Below are 21,604 nucleotides of genomic sequence, written 5' to 3'. Positions count from 1 at the left end.
TGGTAGAAATTCTGTATATTTGAAGAATTCAAAAAAACAGGCAGATGCGTAATAGAACTAGCTTAGATAAGCTAAAAAAAGGGGAAAAAGCGGTAATTATAGATTTTGATTCACACGAAATTCCAGCTAAATTTTTCGAATTGGGGTTTATACCCGGTACTGAAGTAGAAGTGAAACATATCGCACCTTTGGACGGTCCCATATGTCTAAATATTAGTGCTAATAACGCCTTAATTGCTATCCGCAAATCAGAAGCTAAAGTCATCCTTATTGATCAGAAATAATGAATAACCCGATTATTGCACTTTTGGGTAATCCAAATGTGGGTAAAACATCTCTATTTAACCGGATTACAAAATTAAATCAGAAAGTAGGAAATTATCCCGGTATTACGGTCGAAAAACGTGAGGGGCAAGTTAAAGCCAACAACAAAGTTTATCGTATTATTGACTTACCGGGTACATATACCCTGTTCCCAAGTTCACTGGACGAAGAAGTTGTTTTCAACACTTTAGTCAATAAAGAAAGTAGTTTCAGACCAAACCTCGTCGTTGTCGTCGCTGAACCTACGAACCTAAAACGGTCTATTATTCTTTATCAACAAGCCCGGGAACTCGGTCTGCCGGCCATCTTTGTCATCAATATGATTGATGAAGCCAAAGAAAAAGGAATTACAATCGATGTTCAAAAACTTGAACACCTATTAAATACTAAAGTATACGAAACCAATGCACGTACGGGGCAAGGTATCGATCAGCTGATCAAAAACTTTGATGCTGTTCCGCCCATGTATATCAGCAAATTCAGTCTACCAACGGAAGCTGATGCAGCATTAGAGGAAACTAAACGTCTGTTTCCATTAGATACGGAATACCACACCTGGCAATACCTGGCCAAAGGCGAAGTATCCTTTTTATCGAAGGAAAAAAATCAGGCTATTCAGCAAATCCGTGAAAAATATCAATTGCGGGCCGAGAAGCTGCAAAAAGACGAAGCCATATTGCGCAGTAAATCCCTAGATAGCAGCCTTGCTGAAATCTATGTAAAGGATGAATCCTCGAATAAAAACAAAACCAATACGATCGATAGCATCCTGCTTCACCCAATCTTTGGTTACGTCATCTTCTTTGGCATCCTCTTTTTAATCTTCCAGGCAATTTATACCTGGTCTGGACCTGCCATGGATTTTATCGACGGTTTATTTGGTGATCTTGCGGCCTATACACAAACAACACTTCCTGCAGGACCTCTGACCGATTTACTCAGCAATGGTATTATCAAAGGTATTGGCGGGATTGTAATCTTCATCCCACAGATCGTTATTTTATACATCTTTATCTCGATCATGGAAGAAACGGGCTATATGAGCCGTGTTGTTTTCCTGATGGACCGCTGGCTTCGTCCCTTTGGTCTGAATGGAAAATCAGTGATTCCATTGATTTCGGGCGTAGCCTGTGCTGTTCCTGCGGTCATGTCTGCACGTAACATCGAAAATAGCAAAGAAAGACTGGTCACTATTCTCGTAACGCCTTTTATGACCTGCTCGGCACGTCTTCCTATTTATATCGTTCTGATCGGACTGGTGATACCGGACACGAAATTAGGAGGCTTTCAAATACAAGGTATTGTATTGTTTGTGATGTACCTGCTTGGCATATTCGCAGCTTTGCTATCCGCGATTATCCTGACCAAAGTCATCAAATCAAAACACAAATCATTTCTCATCTTTGAACTCCCCACCTATAAGACTCCGGATTGGAAAAATGTAGCCTTAAATGTCTGGGAAAAAGCATCAAGCTTTGTCTTCGGCGCAGGTAAAATTATTTTAGCCATTTCTGTTATACTCTGGGCATTAGGTAGTTTTGGTCCAAACGACAAATTTAGCCAAGCAGAAGAATATGTAACAAAAAATAACCCCAACCTGTCCGAAGCAGATTTGGAGCATGAAGTTTCATCATATCGTCTGGAACACTCCTTCCTTGGTTATCTTGGCATGGCTATTGAACCTGTTGTTAAACCATTGGGCTATGACTGGAAGATGGGCATAGGTCTCATTTCTTCCTTTGCTGCCCGTGAAGTGTTTGTGGGCACAATGGCAACAGTATATAGCCTTGGTGATGAAGTGGATATCGAAGATGAAGCATCTAAAACAACGGTATTAGGCAAAATGAAAAGCGAAATTAACCGGAATACCGGTTTACCGGCTTACAATTTAGCTTCCGGTGTATCCTTATTACTGTTCTATGCTTTTGCTATGCAATGTATGAGTACAATTGCGGCAGTAAAAAGGGAAACAGGCTCATGGAAATGGACTTTAATACAGCTTGGTTTTATGACAGGTTTGGCCTATTTCAGTGCCTTAATTGCTTATCAACTTTTAAAATAAAAAGCTATGGATAATTTAACAGTACAATATCTCATCGTAGGAATTCTCGTCTTGGCGGCTGTATGGTATGTCGTTAAAAATGTCCGAAAATCATTAAAGGGCAAGTCGAGCTGCTCGAAAGGCTGTGGATGCGACTGCAGCGTAGAAAAAACACAAAAAGCAAATTAATTTATCTTTTTGAGTAGCATTTGCAAATAAGATTTCGTTATTAGCTAGAGTGGCCAAAAATCACACTAGCTACTAATTCATAAAGCGCCGTATTTCTAAATTACGGCGCTTTCTATTTCTTAGCCAAAAACATGGCTCCGGCCATTGTTTATAAAAAAACAACGAAATACATTAAAAGCACAACAGAATGTGCACAAATACCTAAGTGTTTTATTAACTTTATGCGCTTAGGGCAAAAGATGCACTGGGAGCCACGTTATTCGTCGGCACATCATACAGCGGCAGCAATTTTGACCAATTCGATTCTGGTAAGGAGTAAAGTCTTCACAGGTTTCCCCTGCCAAGGATCGGTCAAAACAGACTAGTAACCGTATTAACCATACACATGGAGAAACAGAACAATAAGGAAGAATTAAAAAGAGGACTTCAAAATAGACATATTCAATTAATTGCCCTGGGTGGTGCAATTGGTACAGGCTTATTTCTAGGTATCGGAAAGGCTGCCACACTGGCTGGGCCGGCAGTTATACTCGGCTATGCTTTCGCTGGAATTATTGCTTTTTTTATTATGCGCCAATTGGGCGAGATGGTCGTTGAAGAACCTGTTTCAGGAAGTTTTAGCTACTTCGCCAATAAATATTGGGGTTCTTTTGCAGGTTATGCTTCGGGCTGGAACTATTGGGTCCTGTATATCTTGGTAAGCATGGCCGAACTTACAGCAATAGGTGTTTATGTGCAGTTCTGGTGGCCTGAAATACCCCTATGGGCATCAAGTTTATTTTTCTTCTTTGCAATCAACGCCCTTAATCTTGCCTCTGTCAAAATTTATGGCGAGACGGAATTTTGGTTTTCTATCATTAAGGTTATTGCGATCATCGCAATGATTGTTTTTGGTGTATACTTACTGGTAAGCGGTACTGGAGGTGAGCAGGCAAGTCTCAGCAACCTGACTTCACATGGCGGTTTTTTCCCAAAAGGCTGGTTTAGCGAAACATCGGATGGCAATTTTGAAGGTCTCCTTTCGGCCATGGCATTGATTATGTTTTCTTTCGGTGGTCTAGAGTTGGTTGGTATTACTGCTGCAGAAGCCGAACATCCCGAAAAGAACATCCCCAAAGCGACCAACCAGGTGATCTATCGGATCTTGATCTTTTATGTAGGTGCACTCATTATTCTTTTCTCTTTGACACCGTGGACGAATATCACCGCCGATACAAGTCCTTTTGTACTGGTATTTGACAAACTTAATGGATTTGAATTTACCCTCTTTGGAAAGACTTTCTATTTCACAAAAATTATCGCAAATACGCTAAATCTCATTGTTCTTACCGCCGCATTATCAGTATATAATAGCAGTGTGTACAGCAACAGCAGAATGCTATATGGACTGGCAGAACAGGGGAATGCCCCTCGTTTTCTTTCGAAACTCAACAAGAATCATGCGCCTATTAACGCAATTTTGGTCTCGGCACTTTTCGCTGCGATCTGTGTATTTATCAACTATATTGCGCCGAAAAATGCCTTGGAGATCTTGATGTCGCTTGTGGTATCTTCACTGATTATAAACTGGGTCATGATTTCCATTACACATTTGTATTTCAGAAAAAATAAACTCGATGCCCACTTGCGGACCAAGTTCCCATCCTTTCTATATCCCCTAAGTAACTATATCTGTCTGATCTTTTTGATCGCTGTACTTGGCATCATGTGGATCACAGGAATGAAACTTCCGGTAGAATTGATCCCCGCTTGGCTTATATTACTCTATGTGAGTTATGTTTTGATCAAAAGAAAGAAATCTTAGTTCACAGAACCTCGATCTTATCAATAAAAAAAGCCTGATTCATTGCATGAATCAGGCTTTTTTGCTAAAATTTAAAGCGGGTATTCCTCCTCGAGAATAGCAAATTCATAATTATCGCTCCAATCATCTTTTAACGGTAAAATTTTCCGTCTGCGAGCCTCTTTGACCATGCCGACTTTCTCCATTACTTTAGCGGAAGCGATATTTTCAACCGCACAACCGCCCTCAATTCTATGAAAATTAAGTTCCTTGAAACCAAATGTCAGGATTCGGTTCAATGCCTCTGTTGCATAGCCCTTATTCCACATTGTCGGAACAAGCTTAAACCATACTTCTGCATTTCGATAGCGTAGCTTGACAACGCTGATATTAATTAGACCAATAAACTCCTTTCCTTCTAGAGTTTCTATATAAAAGGTATAATCCTTTCGGACATCGGATTCATGGATTTGCGCTGACCAAGCTTCCACCATTTGCGCCGTATGGGCTATTCCATCCGGAAATCCACTCGGATTAAACAATGCAGATTCAGGGTACATTAATAGGGAATGGATATTTTCCAAATCTATTTTCTCTACGGATCTGAGCTTGAGCCGTTCTGTTTTAATTTCCATTTTTAAAATTACACAAATGGCTTATTTTCTGCTGCCATTTGACACTAATAACTAAAACAATCCCAGCTGTGTGCCTGCATCGGGTAAGCGAAAAAGATCCCTTCTCAAGGATGGGAGCGTCCCATTATTCATATATTTCTTGACAGAAAGCTTGAATAAATGCTGTAAACTCTCGGCCATATGACCATCCCCTTTTATCCTCCGCCCGAAATCGGTATCGTTAATTTTTCCACCATGACAGGCTTCAATCCAATGTAATACCTTCTCAGCACGGTCAGGGTAGTTCTGATAGAGCCAATCCTTAAAGATACCACCGATCTGTCCATTGAGCCGCACGATGGTATAAGAGGCTGTAATTGCGCCCGCATCTGCCCCCGAACGAATCAGATCTGAAATCTCATCACTATTGATCCCCGGAACAATGGGTGCCATCATCAGCATGACGGGTACACCAATCCCTGTCAATCCCTCGATCAGTTTCAACCGGGCCGATGCCGTTGCAGTACGTGGTTCCATTTTCTGACGTACCTCCTCGCGCAACGAATTGATGGTTACTGCAACGGAAACCAGATTGCGTGCTGCAAGTTCACGCAAAAGATCAAAATCCCGCCGCATCAGTACATTTTTGCTGATGATAGAGACCGGATGCTGGTATTTGACCATCAATTCTAAAAGCGAACGTGTGATACCCAGCTTCCGTTCAATAGGTTGATAACAGTCTGTATTACCGGAAAGCATAATCAAATCGGGCTGATAGCTCGATTTTCTAAACTCCTGTTCGAGAAGCTGAGCGGCATTATGTTTTACCAAGATCTTACGCTCAAAATCCAATCCTGCACTAAAACCCCAATACTCATGCGAATTGCGCGCATAACAGTAAATACACCCATGTTCACAGCCCTGATAGGGATTAATGGATCTTTCAAAACGGAGATCCGGACTATTTGACTTGGAAATAATGGATTTTGGATGAGTCGGAATAAATTGTGTTTTTTCGGCCCCCAAAAACTCCTCATCCAGCCCTTCAACATGCTCCTGCACGTATTGGTTAGAAAAAAATTTGTTATTGGGATTGATCTGCGCCCCTCTACCCTTAAAATATTCTGACGAATTCATAAGTTAAAATTACTAAAATTATTAGTAGTATCAAATTAAGATTTCTCAATCTTTATAGCGGAAAGTGAATATCTTCGAATTAGAAGCCCAGATAAGTCGCATTTTAAACCAAACAAAAAATCCCTATACTGTCGTTACAGGATAGGGATTAAAATTCTTATGCTAGATCTCAGTCCAGCTTCTTATTATTTCATTAAGAAACCACCACCGAGTAGATCATTGCCTTCATAAAAAACGGCCGATTGTCCAGGAGCAATACCTTTCACATTGTGTACAAAATCAATGCGCACTTTATCGCCTTCTTGGGAGATGGTCGACAAAGCACCAGAATCTTTATAACGTACCTTTGAAATTGCTTCCATCGGTTGATCCAGTCCGGCATATTTCACAAAGTTCACATTGCGAACATAGGCATGTGACTTTTCAAGTTCGTGTTCTTCACCCAATACCACCGTATTACTTTCTGGAAGGATTTCGATCACAAACATCGGTTTACCCAAGGCAATACCTAAGCCTTTACGTTGACCGATGGTGAAATAAGGATAGCCAATATGTTTACCGACGACGGTACCATCGGAAAGGATAAAATTACCCGGACCAATTTGTTGATCCAATGTTGGCACCTTATGTCTCAAAAACGCACGGTAGTCGTTGTCAGGAACGAAACAGATTTCATAACTTTCAGACTTATTGGCCAATTCTTTTTGTCCCATATCCAAAGCCATCTGACGAATTTCCTTTTTCGTGAAAGATCCTAAAGGAAACTGCGTCCGCGCAAGGTTTTCTTGAGACACGCCCCATAGAACATAAGATTGATCTTTATTTTCATCCTTACCTTTTGATATCACATAGCGACCATTGTCGTGCATACGGATATTGGCATAGTGCCCGGTAGCGATAAATTCACAGTCCAATTTGTCAGCACGTTTCATTAAAGCCTCCCATTTGATGTGGGTATTACACAATACGCATGGGTTAGGCGTGCGTCCAGCAATATATTCTTCTACAAAATTATCAATCACAAAATCTCCAAACTCATCACGTATATCTAATATATAATGAGGGAAACCATAGTTTACGGCTAATGTACGAGCGTCATTGATACTATCAAGGCTACAACATCCGGTCTCTTTCGACGAACCACCTGCGGATGCATAATCCCATGTCTTCATCGTGATACCGATAACTTCATATCCTTGTTCGTGGAGCATGACAGAAGCAACGGAGCTATCTACCCCTCCACTCATTGCAACTAAAACTCTTCCTCTTTTACTCATCTCTAATTATTGAAATGCAAAGATACAGCTTATTCCTTTTCCTATATGTTAGTTTCTTGTAATTTTATCTCGATCAAAATCAACACGTTCGAAAAAAGTACGAAAATAATCTGCATAAAAGTTTTAGAATTCAAATTATCGGACTATATTTGCATCGCAATAGGGGAACAAACCCATAGCAAAAAAGCGGTGCCATAGCTCAGCTGGTAGAGCAAAGGACTGAAAATCCTTGTGTCCCTGGTTCGAACCCAGGTGGCACCACGCTTCAATCTGATGATCACAGATTTAAATAAAAGGTCAACTGGTGCCATAGCTCAGCTGGTAGAGCAAAGGACTGAAAATCCTTGTGTCCCTGGTTCGAACCCAGGTGGCACCACAAAAAAAGCTTGTTCATTGAACAGGCTTTTTTTGTTTTAGCTAACTGCATTTCATACAACTTCCCCTTCACCTCTGCTGTGTAGAACATGTACCATATCCCTACTACTCGATTTCGATGGGCGATGTTTTCATTGATTGAAGGACAATATCAAAAAACGATCATGGATTTTGGAAATGAACCGGAGTTGTCACTTTAAAAACCACACAAGTTTATTTTCCAAAATCCAATCGCTGCTCTGCTACGATTCAGCAATAATAGAGCGATCCAGATGCACATAGCCACCGTCCACATGTATCAATTGGCCAGTTGTATGACTTGACTTGTTAGACAGCAAAAAGACTGTTGTATCGGCGATTTCTTCTGCTGTCGTCATGCGATGCTCCAATGGAATGCGATCCGTAATTTTCTTCAAGGTCTCCTCCGGATTTGATAAGGTTTGAATCCAGGTATCGTATTGCGGAGTGGCACATTCTGCTACGATAATGGCATTTACACGAATCGAGTAAGGCAACAATTCTACAGCCCACTCGCGTGTAAGCGCATTACGTCCACCATTGGATGCCGCATAAGCCGAGGTATTTCCCTGTCCTGTTTCGCCAGTTTTGGACGAAATATTCACAATACTGCCCTTAGAAGCTTTCAATGCATCCAAAGCGTGGTGTGCCATCAGATAGTAGTGAATTAAGTTCTTATGCAGAGAAGCAACAAATTTTTCATAATTACCTGAAGCTAATCCGACACCATCATTTTGTCCGGCATTATTCACCAAACCATCGATACGGCCATATACTTCCAATGTTTTCTGGACGGCTCTTTCACAATCTTCGGGTTTAGATAACTCCGCCTCAATACAGAGTGCATCCACACCAAATTGCTTGATTTCTTCCTTGACTTTTTCATTATCCGCCTGTTTACGGCCAACAATGACCGGAATAGCCTGTTCTTTAGCTAACGCATGAACTACGGCCCGCCCGATTCCTTTTGCTCCGCCGGTAACAATAACAACTTTATCTCTTAAATGAAGATCCATAATACTTTTATTGAATGGTTTGTTTCATTGATTGTGATTAACAATCGCAACAATGAACTCGTTCTATGGTTATTGATTAATTTTATATTGACTTTATTCAGCCCATTTATCCGGCTTCATGGCCAATAAAAAACTTCAGCATGCTATTTTTCCCTTTCATAACATGCTGAAGTTTTTCTTTTTAAAGATTATACACGCGTATAGCGTTCTCTGCCCAAAATGCGTTCTTCTCTGCAGCTGTAAATTGCCCTAGTTTATCTTCAACTATGGCAATACTTTCTTCGTAAGATGCCGCCAATAGACATACAGGCCAATCTGACCCGTACATAATGCGCTCCTTTCCAAAACGTGCAAAGATATGCTCCAGATATTGTTTAAAATCATCAAGCTTCCATCCTTCCCAATCGGCCTCTGTGGCAAGTCCAGAAACTTTACATACGACATTCGGAAGAGCAGCTAGCGCATCGATAAACGTGGCCCACTCATCAAATGCCTTCGACTTGATTGGCGGTTTGGCAATATGATCCAACACAAATTGTAGATTTGGATTTTGCTGCACACAATCCAGTGTTGCTGCATAATGACGTGGACGGATGAGCAGATCATAAGTATAACCATAATCTGCCAATGCCTTCAGTCCATTTAGTATGGCAGGGCGGATAAGAAAATCAGGATCCGCTTCTCCTTCAACAATGTGACGAAATCCTTTGATGACCGTATCTGACTGATAGCTATCCAACTGTTGTCGAATATCTGCTGCTTGAAGATCAATCCAGCCCACAACGCCTTTAATAAAAGGATAATCATTAGCCAGCTGAACCAAATAAGCAGTCTCTTCTTTGGATTGATCTGCCTGAACAGCAACACTCCCTCCGAATCCATTTCGTTCAAGCACAAACTGAATATCTAAAGGGCTGAAATCACGTTTTATGACCTGCATTTCTTCGGTAATCCAACTATCTCTAATTGGGTCGAATTTCCAGAAATGCTGATGGGTATCTATACGCATAATGAAATGAAAACCTGATGAGCAATTAATTTTTTGAATACGCTACAACAGTCTGACGGGACTCCCCAAGACCATCTGCTCCTAACTCGATAACATCGCCAGGCTTCAAGTAAATCGGTGGATTAAATCCTAACCCAACACCTGCAGGTGTACCTGTTGAAATAACGTCGCCAGGCAACAAGGTCATAAATTTAGACACATATGATACCACATGTGCTACCGAAAAGATCAAATCCTTGGTATTGCCATCCTGATAAGTTTTTCCGTTTACCTTTAACCATAGACGCACATTGTTGATATCTTTGATTTCTTCTTTTGTCGCCATGAAGGGTCCCATTGGTGCGAAAGTATCACATCCTTTTCCTTTATCCCAGGTACCGCCACGTTCCAACTGATACTCACGTTCGGAAACATCATTGTGCAACACATAACCAACCACATAATCTAAGGCCTCATGCTCTTCTACATAAGAGGCTTTTTTACCGATCACGATACAGAATTCCACTTCCCAATCTGTTTTTAGAGAATCTTTAGGAATCATCACATTATCGTATGGACCTACCAACGAAGTGGTCGATTTCATAAAGATGATCGGTTCAGCAGGAATAGGTGCATTGGTCTCCTTTGCATGGTCTAAATAGTTCAATCCAATACAAACAATTTTGGATGGGCGGGCAAAAGGTGCTCCGACACGCTCGCCTTGAGGAACTTCAATCAACTTACCTTCATTTGCCTTCACAAATTCTTCTAAACGAGCTACACCATCCTCAGCAAAGAATTGCTCATTGTAATCACCACCAAATGCGCTTACATCGTAATTTACACCATCGATCTGAACACCGATTTTCTCTTTGCCTTGAGCTCCAAAACGTATTAATTTCATTTTTATAGTATTGAGATAATAGATATTTTATTTTTAGCTTTTTAATTGTTCAATTTAATAAAACCACCATCAATTGGATAGTCATTTCCAGTGATAAAGCCCGCGTCATCACTACACAGGAAAAGTGCTAATTTGGCAATTTCCTCCGGTTGTGCCATGCGGCCTATTGGCTGGCTTGCTGATAATTTTTCAAACATTTCTTCCTCTTTTCCAGGATAGTTTTTTGCGATAAATCCATCCACAAATGGCGTATGTACACGTGCAGGCGAAATGCTATTGCAACGAATACCGTATGCCATGTAATCCCTTGCAACAGACATTGACATCGCGTAAATAGCACCTTTGCTCATCGAATAAGCAAAACGATCCGTGATACCAACCCATGCAGCGATGGATGCTAGATTAAGGATTGCTCCAGAACCCTGCGCTTTCATCATCGGCACGATAGCATGCAATGCATTATAAGCGCCCTTAACATTCACATTAAAAACACGCTCAAAATCTTCTGATTGACAATTTTCCAAATTACCAACATGAGCAATACCTGCATTATTTACTAAAATATCAATTTTTCCGATATTTTGTGCTATAGCAGTAATTTCTTGCTGGTCAGTTACATTACAACGATTAAACACAGCCTGACCACCCAAAGCCGAGATCTCATCAACCACAGCATTACCACCGTCTTCATTCAAATCCAGAATATGAACTTTTGCTCCTTCTGCAGCAAATTGCAGACTGATCGCACGGCCTATCCCACTACCACCACCGGTAATTACAGCTACTTTTTGTTCTAATTTTCCCATTGTTATTTAATTGTTAATGTCAATACCAAATCTGCTTCATCTGTCGATGTTGGCAAATCCACGCGTAGACTATTGTTCTTATGACTAAACTTAATCTCTTTCTTTCCGATAAATGTGCTTACTTTTTTCACCTGATAAGGCAGGTTATTGATCAACAATTCCTTTTTATCCGTTTTAAACACATGTAGATACACCTGATTTCCTTTTTTTGTCAACGCATAATCGTCTGTTGGCGACACCGCTCCCCCCTCTGTTCCATAGATTGTTTCACCATACACCGATAGCCATTTTCCAAGTTCTTTCAAACGCTCCTGTTGATAGTCCTGAATCTCACCGTTCGGCATCGGACCTACATTGAGCAATAAATTGGAACCATGACCAGCTGCCTTGACCAGGTATTTCAACACTTCCTGAAATGATTTTCGTGTCCGATCTTTCAGCTCAAATCCCCACGATCCTGCAATTGTTCCACATACTTCCTTCGGCAATTTCCCAACATCATGCGCTTTCGTGCCGAACCCAGTGGTATTCTCCCCAGGTAAATCACGTTCGAACATCTGAAAATCTTCACCTTCAAATGGTGCCAAATGGTGATTGTTACCGACCAAACATTGCGGCTGTAACTTATGAATCAATTCATAGATTTCTTTGAAATGCCAATCTTCATTGGGCTTGTCCCAATGACCATCAAACCAAATCCCATCGATGTTGCCATAATTGCTCAACAGCTCCGTTAATTGGCTTTTCATAAACTGGACATAATGATTCCAATCCCCTTTTGTTGAATCGCGGCCCGCAATGCCGCCGCCCGTTTTACCAACGGGTAAATAATCATCCCGGTGCCAATCTAAAAGTGAATAGTAGAACATCACTTTTATCCCTTCAGCATGGCAAGCTTCCACCAACTCTTTCACAATATCGCGTTTGAAGGGCGATTTCTTCACCACGTTATAATCCGAAATCTGGCTATCCCACATCGAAAACCCATCATGATGTCTTGTGGTAAAGGTGATATACTTTGCTCCGGCTTGTTTAAATAACTTCGCCCATTCTTTCGCATTGAAGGAAATTGGATTGAAAAATTTAGGCAGCAATGCATATTCATCCAAACTGATATTTTGGTTGTTCATGACCCATTCACCATCCCCCAGCACACTATATACCCCCCAATGGATAAAAACTCCAAACCGAGATTGTTCAAACCATTCCCTATTTTTTAGATTTTCGGGACTCGGTTGATAATGTTGCTGGCTATAGCTCGCGGATATGGATCCCATCAGCAAGGCCAAACCACAGATTACATGTTTAAGTTTCATATGTAAATAATTAGTTGTCATGGATTTTCAATAAATTCATTATACTCAACTACAATGAAACACCTCTGCGCCATGGAATGAAATCGTCTTGCCCCAACAATACCGCCTTGGGTTTAATTTCACCCGAAGCAACTTCTATCACATAATCCAAAATACGGTGTGCAGCCTCCTCAATAGTCTCTGTACCTTCGATAATGGTACCACAGTTCAGATCCAGGATATCGGGCATTTTCTCAAAAGTTTTGGTATTTGTTGAAAGTTTCACAACCGGTGTAATCGGGTTACCTGTAGGTGTACCTAGGCCCGTCGTAAACAAGACGATATTGGCACCTGCGGCCACCTCTGCAGTGGTACTTTCCACATCATTGCCAGGAGTACATAGTAAGTTTAACCCCGGACCGTTGGCCAATTCAGGATAATCAATCACCGCTGCAACAGGTGAGGTTCCTCCTTTTTTGGCTGCCCCTGCAGACTTAATCGCGTCAGTAATTAAGCCATCACGAATATTTCCCGGAGAAGGATTCATATAGAAACCCGAGCCATCAGCTTCGGCTTTTGCATTATAAGTACGCATCAGCGACATAAAACGTTCCGCAGTTGGCTCATCGATACAACGATCACTCAACTCCTGTTCTACGCCACATAATTCAGGGAACTCCGCCAGAATCACCGATCCGCCTAAAGTCACCAAAATATCCGACACAAAACCGAGCGCAGGATTGGCAGAGATACCCGAGAATCCGTCCGAGCCACCACATTCCAGTCCAATACACAATTTGTCCAATGTGGCTGGTTTGCGCTCATTTTTATCAGCTTGCATCATCCCCGCAAAAGTTGCCTTAATAGCCTTTTGCATAAGTTCCTTTTCAGTTCCTTCTTTCTGCTGCTCGAAAATATATAGCGGGCGATCAAAACCCGGGCTTCGCTTTTCAATTTCCGCCTTCAGAATAGAAGCCTGCGCATGCTGACATCCTAAACTCAATACGGTTGCCCCCGCAACATTCGGATGGGTAATATAGCCAGCCAAAAGACCGCATAAAGCATCCGAATCCATACGCGTTCCACCGCATCCCATCTCATGATTCAAAAACTTGATTCCATCGACATTTTTGAATAGGCGTTCCTGCTCACTAGAAGTCGAATTAGCAAGTAGATCCTGACTAAGGATCGCATTTACATCAGCACCGGACTTATATAAGCCGATGAGATCTTCTACTTCAGAGATGTAATTATTCGCTTTTACTTTATAGCCCAGCTTTTCCTCAAATGCAGCCTTCAAGGTCAATACATTTCTGTTTTCACAAAAAACTAATGGAATAACCAACCAGTAATTGGCCGTTCCAACAGTCCCATTTGAACGATGAAATCCATTGAACGTTTTATCTTTAAATGCAGCAACATCAGGTTTTGTCCAAGCTGTCTTACGGTTGCCCATTCTAAAATCTTCCGATGCATGGCGCAAGTTTTCGGTGGTAATAAGTTCCCCTTCAGCTAAGGGAGTATTCAATTTCCCTACCAGAACACCATACATCAATATCTCTGTATCTTGTTCCATTGGCTGGATCGTGAATTTATGTTTGGCAGCAACAGCTTGCTTTAATGTAAATTCCTTACCTTCAAAAACAATCGTTGTTCCCTCAGCCAAGTCCTGTAATGCAACAAGGACATTATCCATTGGATGGATCTGTAAATAGCGCTGTATAGCCATAATTATACTAATTCAAATATTTTTGTCATCATTACCCATTTCTCTCCTGGCTTTGCCCCCGGAATAGCCGCCTGATATTTCCACATCAGCTGTTCCCATTCCTGAACTTTTTCATTAGCAGCATCCATAGCTGATTTTTTCTCAAATGAAAAATCTTCACCCACCTCCATGTTCATAAACAATCTATTTTCAAAACGATAGATCTCCATCTGCAGAATACCTGTATCCAGAATCGAGCGTTTTATTTCCGGCCACACTTCGCGGTGGTAATCCTCATATTCCTTGATCAATTGTGGATCGTCCACAAGATCCAAGGCCATGACATATCTTTTCATTACTAACTAATTAATGTGATTTAAGATTTTCCGTTTCCGCAATACTGACATTTCTATTTTGGAAAGCAAACAACAAGACAACAATAAAACAAACCAATGGTACAAAATAGCCATATTGGAAATGTCCCGTTTTATCGGAGATAAAACCTAATATTGGAGGCAATAAAGCGCCGCCAACAATAGACATGACGATCAAACTAGAAGCAGATTTCGTATCGGCACCGATACCTTGTACACCAAACGCAAATATTGTTGGAAACATAATGGACATAAAAAACGCAATGCCAATCAGCGCATATAGGGTCTGAATACCTGATCCGAAGATGACAAATAGGGATAGAACGATCGCTATAGCGGAATAGATGATCAGAAGCTTGGATGCTGATACAAAACGCATAAAAAATGTACCGATAAACCGGCCCAACATAAAAGCCAATCCAGCGAACCCAGCATAATCGGCACCATCCTTACCCGATATTCCGGCAGCTTCTGTTGCATATAATACGAGGAAACTTAAAATACAAACTTGCGCTCCGACATAGAAAAATTGAGCCACCACTGCCCAACGCACATTTTTATGACGCAACGCGTGGAAAAAACCGGCTCTACCTTCTTCCTCAGCATCTTTGATATCAGGCAATCTGGTAAAGAAAAACAACGCAGCAATCAATAAGATCAATATCCCTAGTACCACATAAGGCAATTTCACAGCAGCTGTTTCCGACTGAATATACGCCATCTTTGCCTGCTCAGCCATTTGCGCCAGTTCTTCCTGTGATTTGGGTTCATGGGATAAAATAAATTTTCCCCCAAAAATCGGAGCAACAAAGGCTGCTAACCCATTAAAGGACTGCGCAAAATTAAGTCGCTGTGCCGACGAAGCTGGATCTCCCAAAATCGCTACATACGGATTTGCAGCAGTTTCCAGAATGGTAAGACCACAGGCTACAACGAACAAAGCCCCCAAAAAGAAAACATAACTTATCGTATTGGCCGCAGGTACAAAAAGAAAACAGCCAATGGCAAAAAAGATCAATCCGATCAAAATACCGGCTTTATAGCCATATTTTTTCATGATAATTCCAGCAGGAATCGCCATCACAAAATAAGCGATAAATACAGCCGAATCGACTAAGGAAGCCTGAAAATGGGATAAACTAAACGCATTCCTCAAATGCGGAATTAAGATTGGATCAAGGTTATGAATAAATCCCCAAAAAAAGAACAAGGATGTCACCAAAATCAAGGCAAATGCGTAACTCTTTTTATTCGTCATATTTTTCAAATGGTTATAAATAGTTATTTAATGTAAAATAAGCTTAAAAATGCTAGACAATATTCAAGTATATTATCAAATTATTAAGCTATATTACCATAGCTAAACTGAATTATGTAACTTTACTGCATATATTTCATAATTATGAAAGCACAACTGCTTCATTTAAATAGCAATCTTGAGCATTCGTTCAACGCGAGAAGAGACAATACGCCCCAATACCATAATCTTTGGCATTACCATGAAGAACTGGAATTAATATATTTTGCCAAAGGCTCAGGCACCCAATTTATTGGCGATAGTGTCCGCCGCTTTGAATCAGGCGATATTACCCTTGTTGGTTCAAACCTGCCTCACTATTGGTTATTTGACGAGATTTATCTTCAAGAGGAAGAAGCAGAAAGCGCAGATATTCGTGTAATTCATTTTAAGGAAAACTTTTGGGGAAATGATTTCATTAATTTACCTGAAAATAAATCCATCAAAGACCTTACACGTGTATCCAAAAGAGGGATTTCATTATTGGAGAGCAGCCGACTAAAAACTGTGCAATTAATTGACGCTATCTTGGCAGCAACAGGTACCACACGTATTATTCATTTATTAGAAATCTTACAATTTATTTCGGCCGAAGAACAACATGATCTGTTAACGAGCCCCACTTTTACCATCCAGCTGCAAGATCAGGACGCCAACCGAATGCAGATTGCCATGCAATATATCGGTGAAAATTATCGCGACCAGATACGACTGCAGGAACTTGCTTCCCTAACGGGAATGACCCCCAATTCGTTCTGCCGCTATTTCAAATCACAAATCGGAAAAACACTCTTTCAGTTTCTGATCGAAATGCGTGTGAAGACAGCCTGCAATTTATTAATAGAAAACAAACAGATGGTGAAGCAGATCTGCTTTGAATCAGGTTTTCAAAACTTTTCGAGCTTCCATAAATACTTCAAAAATGTAACTGGCACTACACCGCTCAGCTTTCAGCGATCAAAAACTTAAGACAATTTTACCCAATAAGCTTGAATCTTCCATCAATCGATGGGCTTCAGCAGCCTCCGCAAAAGGAAGCACACGGTATAAAGTAGGTTTGAAATCGCCAACGCTGAGCTTCGGCCATACTTGAGACCAAATATCATCCCGTAGCACTTGCTTAAATTCACGGTCTCTCGCCCGCAGCGTACTTCCCGTTAAAACAATCCGTTTCTGCATTAATTTGAGCAAGTTTAACTCGACTCTTGCGCTTTCCATCGCATTAATGTAAACCAATCGACCATCAGGGTTCAATAGATTGATATTTTTCTCAAAATATGATCCGCCAATACTATCTAAAATAACATCAACTCCCAAAGGCTTCAGCGCCTCCAGAAAATCCTCCGTTTTATAATTTATTGTTTTACTGGCTCCCAATGATTTACAAAAGCTAGCCTTTTCAGATGAGCTGACTGTCGTATATACTACCGCACCAAACAAGGTCGCTAACTGAATGGCCGCACTGCCAATCCCTCCAGCACCACCGTGCACCAAAAAATGATCGTCGGCCTGCAACTTACCCCTTCGAAAGACATTATCCCAGACCGTAAAAACGGTCTCGGGCAGTGAGGCTGCCTCCGCAAAACCCAAATGGTCGGGAATAGGTAAACAATGTCCCTGATAGACTTTCGCATAGGAAGCATAGCCACCACCGGCAACAAGCGCACATACACGATCACCAATAGCCCAATCGACCACATCCTTCCCTTTAGCGACTACAATCCCTGCTATTTCCAAGCCCGGTATTCGCCCATCTACACCGGCTGGTGCCGGATAGTTACCTTTACGCTGAAAGACATCAGGTCTATTCACTCCTGCAGCCTTTACTTCCACCAAAACTTCAAGTTCACCGATCTGCGGCATCTCCACATCGCGGACTTCCAAAACTTCCGGTCCCCCCGGTTCAGTAATAATGACGGCTTTCATCATGATTTTTTTGGGTATTTCTGTAACCTTATATTCAGCGAAAGCATAAAATAACGAGCCAGACGATTGTTCCGAACATCTAAAATATCATTTCCCACCACGGCACGTGAAATACCAGTATTCTGATTCATCAGATCGAATCCCTGAAATCTCAACATCCCCAAGTTATTCCTTCCAAAAGTATATTCCATATAGGCATTGATTATCGTCGGATTAATATTGTTCCATGAGCTCGAATAACCCGCATTAAATTTTTGAGAAAGCTCAAGTCCCATGGTAAAATGTTTCCCTAAATAAGCTTTAGATCCCAACCCAACAATCCCTGAATGTGCCGTGATATTATCTTGTACAGGCCAGTCAAATGTCGCCCTGTTTAAAGAATAGTTTCCATTTAATTCGGCTTCAAAGATATCACTCCAGGTATAGCGGAATTGAAGAGCCTGTGTTAACAAAAAGTGTCCACCAAAGCTCTTTTTATCATTGACATAGGAAATATTATTGTAATAATCTGCATTACCATTCAAGCTCATCTGCAAATTATCCGACAATAAAGAAGCTGTAAACAAATAATAGCTCTTAATATCATAATAACCTTCTGTATTGCGATAGGTCGTTTTCTGTATCGTTGAATTAGGTTCAATTGTCCGGTTTGCTACAATCTTGTCATTTACCAAATTAAAAGCCAGACTCGCTTCTAAATATTGCCCTCTTCGTGTAATGGACTTCCGATACTTTGAAACAATACTATGTGCAAATTCGGATTTCAAATCCTTATTTCCGATCACAATATTTTGTGTGTTGGTATTATCCACCACAGGCTGTATCTGATAGAAGCTAGGCTGGTTATTACGTCCATAATAGTCCATGGAAAGATCCTCTTCTTTGGTAAACTTCCATTTCAATCCAGCAGAAGGCACGAGGTTAACATTTGAATAGGAGGTTTTTATCAGTTTGTCCGTTGAACTTCCCGTTAATTCGGAAGGCTGAACAGCAAAACCGAAGTTCACTTTCACTTTCTCGCTTAAATCTTGCCGATAAATCATGCCGACTTTATTGCTAGCAAAGGAATAGTCGTACTTCAAACTGAGGGAGTCTACCAGTATGGGGCCGTTGTTAAAATTATTGTTATTATCAAAAGTGGAGCGGCGAGCATCAATTTTGGTATAGTCGAAATCGTAATTAATCTCCAAGGTACCACCTAAATCAACAGGCTCCACCAACGACAACCGACTTTGGATATTTTTATTTTCATTGCTGGAATGGACCATTTGATTCAGATAAGTCTCTGTTATTTTTGGCACATTCGTGCTACTGTCGATCGCTCTATTAAAATCGCGCACTTCCTCATCTTTATCCAGGGAATTAAAATCCGTATGCAATGTATAAAGTACTTTCCGCCCCGGTTTAGTAAAACTTCGCACGTAAAAAAGATCTAAAGCCGCTGCAGGACTTTCTGTACTATTGGCCGCGCCATAGTTTCCCGTACTGCTCAACCGATTATTTTGAATCCTTCTATCTTTTAACGTATTGCTGGTCGAATTGGTCCAAGATAGTTTGGGTGATATTTTAAGCTGATCTTTGGGCGACAGCTTCATATCAAAATCCCAGTCCATTTTATGTATACGATCGATTGATTTTATCTTGTAGTCTTCATAATTACTAATCAAATTATTCGCTGCTTTGCCGTATCCATATATCGATTGTAATAAGGAATTTCCCTGGATATAATTATTGCGCTGCGTAAAGGAATATTTACCGCTTGCTGTTACCGTTTTAGAAAGTGGACTAGAGAAACTCCCCCCGACAGATCCGATTTTATTGACCCCATCCGTTGGATCCGCAAAGTCGGCTAGCTCGCCCATTTCCCGTTCCCGCTCCCCTCCATTGGGAGAGCCGAAAGAAAAGAGATTGGTATTCGTATTATTCACCGATGCGATAACAGAGTACTCTTTACCGTCATTGAAACGATTCAGCCCAGCACTCCCCAAATAACGATCTACCGAACCACCGCCAAGCGTAGCTTGACCAAAAGTAATTTTCTTCTTATCATCTTTGAGCACGATATTCAGGACTTTTTCGGATTCAGCACTTTTAATTCCTTTTGCGGTCGCCTCATCACCATAAAAATCAATAACCTGTACACTTTTCACAAAATCTGCAGGAAGATTACGTGTAGCAGTGAGCACATCGCCACCAAAAAATTTTTTTCCATCCACCTTAACAGAGGATATGGGCTTACCGAAGGCATAGACAGAACCATCACGGGAGACCTGTATATTGGGCAATGCTTTAAGAGCCTCTTCTAAGAGTGCCCGACGATCAAATTGAAAGGCATCTAGGTTAAATTGAACAGTATCCTGCTTATATACAATGGGTTTATATTTCAGTACAACAACTTCTTTTAAAAGAGATACATGGGGAAACATGGTCAATTTTCCGACATCCAATTTAGCTGTCGTGCTATTATATAACGGATAACTACGCTCCAATATACTTAAGCCCAGCTGGCTACAGCTAATACGAATATCATTACCGAGTACACGACTAAAATGAAAATAACCTGTTGCGGAAGTGGATGAGAACAAGGTATCGCGAGAACTCGTCAGATGAACACTGACGCCATTTAAGGGCCTTCCTGCAGTATCTACAACAATTCCATAAACTTCTTTTTTTGACACCTGCCCTAAAGCGCTTTTGGGTAAAAAAAACAAGTTCGTTATAGCTAAAAAAAGTACTAACCGGATAATATTCCCGCCCCTTAGTTCCATCAAATAGACTTTGCAATAATACAATTCAATATAAGAATTCTTAAGCTATTAACGTAAAAAGTTGTGATTTTGTATATAAAAAAACGAGCTGTTTTCTCAACAGCTCGTTTTTTACACTATTTTTTACAATTTATTATTCACCCGCAAAGGCAACCTTAACGAGGTGTTTGTCAATTTCCCAACGACCAGTACCGTCTTCACCAATCACATCGAACAACTCAAGGATACGTCTTGCAACAAACTCCTCTTCTACTTGCTCTTCCAAGAACCATTGTACAAAATTAAAAGTAACATAATCCTTCGCTTTAGCACATTTATCGGCGATGTTGTTGAACTGTTCAGTAACAAACATCTCTTGTTCCAATGTTTGTTCAAAAACGCCACGGAACGATTCAAAATCTTGAGGGATACCTGTAACTTCCGGAGAAATTGCACGACCACCGCGGTTGTTGATATAATTGAAAAGCTTCAACATGTGCTCACGCTCTTCGTTGGATTGCTTCGCAAAAAATTCTGAAGCATTTTCCAAACCTTGATCATCACACCATGAAGACATTGCCAAATATAAGGCTGAAGAATGAGCTTCAACTTTAATTTGTGCATTCAATATATTTTCGATCTCTTCTTTCAAAGAAGATTTTAATTTCAATAAATCTTTCATATTTACCTTAAGTTTAATTTCTAAAATATCAACAGGTGAAACACATTATCACCTTATTACACTACAAAGATACAGTAGATCTTCAAAATCTGTATCAAGAATA

General features: G+C 40.7%; 19 protein-coding genes and 2 tRNA genes. 7 read left to right on the top strand and 14 right to left on the bottom strand.

Features of this window, described 5'->3' with window-relative positions; genetic code table 11:
• Window positions 1–44 precede the first annotated feature (44 nt).
• The 4 genes from B4N43_RS13675 to B4N43_RS13660 all read left to right on the top strand — a co-directional run bounded on the left by B4N43_RS13675 (window position 45) and on the right by B4N43_RS13660 (window position 4,358).
• A complete protein-coding gene (locus tag B4N43_RS13675) occupies window positions 45–284 on the top strand; it encodes a FeoA family protein (RefSeq protein WP_046672175.1) in 240 nt (79 codons plus the stop codon).
• Window positions 284–2,386, top strand: a complete 2,103-nt coding sequence (feoB, locus tag B4N43_RS13670) for a ferrous iron transport protein B (protein ID WP_286735331.1) — start codon at window positions 284–286, stop codon at window positions 2,384–2,386. Before B4N43_RS13675 ends, feoB begins: the two co-directional genes overlap by 1 nt.
• 6 nt (window positions 2,387–2,392) lie before the next feature.
• Window positions 2,393–2,554: a FeoB-associated Cys-rich membrane protein gene (locus B4N43_RS13665; RefSeq protein ID WP_075993917.1), complete on the top strand. Its 162-nt coding sequence runs from the start codon at window positions 2,393–2,395 to the stop codon at window positions 2,552–2,554.
• 385 nt (window positions 2,555–2,939) lie between these two features.
• Window positions 2,940–4,358 carry an amino acid permease gene (locus tag B4N43_RS13660; protein WP_286735330.1) on the top strand — a complete coding sequence of 473 codons (1,419 nt, stop codon included), beginning with the start codon at window positions 2,940–2,942 and terminating at the stop codon, window positions 4,356–4,358.
• Between the two features lie 71 nt (window positions 4,359–4,429).
• Here the strand turns inward: B4N43_RS13660 and B4N43_RS13655 are convergent, their stop codons facing one another.
• The 3 genes from B4N43_RS13655 to mnmA all read right to left on the bottom strand — a co-directional run bounded on the left by B4N43_RS13655 (window position 4,430) and on the right by mnmA (window position 7,365).
• Complete coding sequence (locus B4N43_RS13655; RefSeq protein WP_286735329.1) at window positions 4,430–4,972, bottom strand: GNAT family N-acetyltransferase; 543 nt, start codon at window positions 4,970–4,972, stop codon at window positions 4,430–4,432.
• Between the two features lie 51 nt (window positions 4,973–5,023).
• The gene (locus B4N43_RS13650; protein WP_145329700.1) at window positions 5,024–6,088 is read right to left on the bottom strand and encodes a PA0069 family radical SAM protein; all 1,065 of its coding nucleotides are present in this window, start codon (window positions 6,086–6,088) and stop codon (window positions 5,024–5,026) included.
• Between the two features lie 185 nt (window positions 6,089–6,273).
• Window positions 6,274–7,365 carry a tRNA 2-thiouridine(34) synthase MnmA gene (gene mnmA, locus B4N43_RS13645; protein ID WP_046672147.1) on the bottom strand — a complete coding sequence of 364 codons (1,092 nt, stop codon included), beginning with the start codon at window positions 7,363–7,365 and terminating at the stop codon, window positions 6,274–6,276.
• 188 nt (window positions 7,366–7,553) lie between these two features.
• Here mnmA and B4N43_RS13640 point away from each other — a divergent pair.
• Both B4N43_RS13640 and B4N43_RS13635 read left to right on the top strand, forming a co-directional pair.
• Window positions 7,554–7,626 (top strand) — tRNA-Phe (locus tag B4N43_RS13640).
• A 42-nt stretch (window positions 7,627–7,668) separates the two neighbouring features.
• A tRNA-Phe gene (locus tag B4N43_RS13635) sits at window positions 7,669–7,741 on the top strand.
• A 241-nt stretch (window positions 7,742–7,982) separates the two neighbouring features.
• On the opposite strand, the gene B4N43_RS13630 is transcribed toward B4N43_RS13635, so the two are convergent.
• The 8 genes from B4N43_RS13630 to fucP all read right to left on the bottom strand — a co-directional run bounded on the left by B4N43_RS13630 (window position 7,983) and on the right by fucP (window position 16,107).
• Window positions 7,983–8,774, bottom strand: a complete 792-nt coding sequence (locus B4N43_RS13630; RefSeq protein ID WP_120336224.1) for an SDR family oxidoreductase — start codon at window positions 8,772–8,774, stop codon at window positions 7,983–7,985.
• A 181-nt stretch (window positions 8,775–8,955) separates the two neighbouring features.
• The gene (locus B4N43_RS13625) at window positions 8,956–9,783 is read right to left on the bottom strand and encodes an amidohydrolase family protein (protein WP_286735328.1); all 828 of its coding nucleotides are present in this window, start codon (window positions 9,781–9,783) and stop codon (window positions 8,956–8,958) included.
• A gap of 25 nt (window positions 9,784–9,808) precedes the next feature.
• Complete coding sequence (locus B4N43_RS13620; RefSeq protein WP_120336222.1) at window positions 9,809–10,666, bottom strand: fumarylacetoacetate hydrolase family protein; 858 nt, start codon at window positions 10,664–10,666, stop codon at window positions 9,809–9,811.
• A gap of 41 nt (window positions 10,667–10,707) precedes the next feature.
• A complete protein-coding gene (locus tag B4N43_RS13615) occupies window positions 10,708–11,472 on the bottom strand; it encodes an SDR family NAD(P)-dependent oxidoreductase (protein WP_286735327.1) in 765 nt (254 codons plus the stop codon).
• A 2-nt stretch (window positions 11,473–11,474) separates the two neighbouring features.
• The gene (locus B4N43_RS13610; protein ID WP_286735326.1) at window positions 11,475–12,788 is read right to left on the bottom strand and encodes an alpha-L-fucosidase; all 1,314 of its coding nucleotides are present in this window, start codon (window positions 12,786–12,788) and stop codon (window positions 11,475–11,477) included.
• Between the two features lie 49 nt (window positions 12,789–12,837).
• Window positions 12,838–14,496, bottom strand: a complete 1,659-nt coding sequence (locus B4N43_RS13605; protein WP_286735325.1) for a UxaA family hydrolase — start codon at window positions 14,494–14,496, stop codon at window positions 12,838–12,840.
• Window positions 14,497–14,498: 2 nt separating this feature from the next.
• Window positions 14,499–14,831, bottom strand: a complete 333-nt coding sequence (locus B4N43_RS13600) for an L-rhamnose mutarotase (protein WP_286735324.1) — start codon at window positions 14,829–14,831, stop codon at window positions 14,499–14,501.
• Between the two features lie 10 nt (window positions 14,832–14,841).
• Window positions 14,842–16,107 carry an L-fucose:H+ symporter permease gene (fucP, locus tag B4N43_RS13595; RefSeq protein WP_201669475.1) on the bottom strand — a complete coding sequence of 422 codons (1,266 nt, stop codon included), beginning with the start codon at window positions 16,105–16,107 and terminating at the stop codon, window positions 14,842–14,844.
• A gap of 144 nt (window positions 16,108–16,251) precedes the next feature.
• Between fucP and B4N43_RS13590 the strand changes: the two genes are divergently transcribed.
• On the top strand, window positions 16,252–17,115 hold the full coding sequence (locus B4N43_RS13590; protein ID WP_286735321.1) for an AraC family transcriptional regulator: 864 nt from the start codon (window positions 16,252–16,254) through the stop codon (window positions 17,113–17,115).
• On the opposite strand, the gene B4N43_RS13585 is transcribed toward B4N43_RS13590, so the two are convergent.
• From B4N43_RS13585 to B4N43_RS13575, 3 genes are all read right to left on the bottom strand, one after another.
• Window positions 17,104–18,075 carry an NAD(P)H-quinone oxidoreductase gene (locus B4N43_RS13585; protein WP_312460334.1) on the bottom strand — a complete coding sequence of 324 codons (972 nt, stop codon included), beginning with the start codon at window positions 18,073–18,075 and terminating at the stop codon, window positions 17,104–17,106. The genes B4N43_RS13590 and B4N43_RS13585 overlap by 12 nt on opposite strands.
• The gene (locus B4N43_RS13580; RefSeq protein WP_286735320.1) at window positions 18,072–20,750 is read right to left on the bottom strand and encodes a TonB-dependent receptor; all 2,679 of its coding nucleotides are present in this window, start codon (window positions 20,748–20,750) and stop codon (window positions 18,072–18,074) included. Before B4N43_RS13580 ends, B4N43_RS13585 begins: the two co-directional genes overlap by 4 nt.
• Before the next feature lie 223 nt (window positions 20,751–20,973).
• Window positions 20,974–21,501: a ferritin gene (locus tag B4N43_RS13575; protein ID WP_075993930.1), complete on the bottom strand. Its 528-nt coding sequence runs from the start codon at window positions 21,499–21,501 to the stop codon at window positions 20,974–20,976.
• Window positions 21,502–21,604: the final 103 nt, after the last annotated feature.

Origin of the sequence: Sphingobacterium sp. UBA1897 (assembly GCF_002337775.1) — a bacterium.
Taxonomy (GTDB): Bacteria; Bacteroidota; Bacteroidia; order Sphingobacteriales; family Sphingobacteriaceae; genus Sphingobacterium; species Sphingobacterium siyangense.
This window is presented reverse-complemented; position numbering and strand designations above follow the sequence as displayed.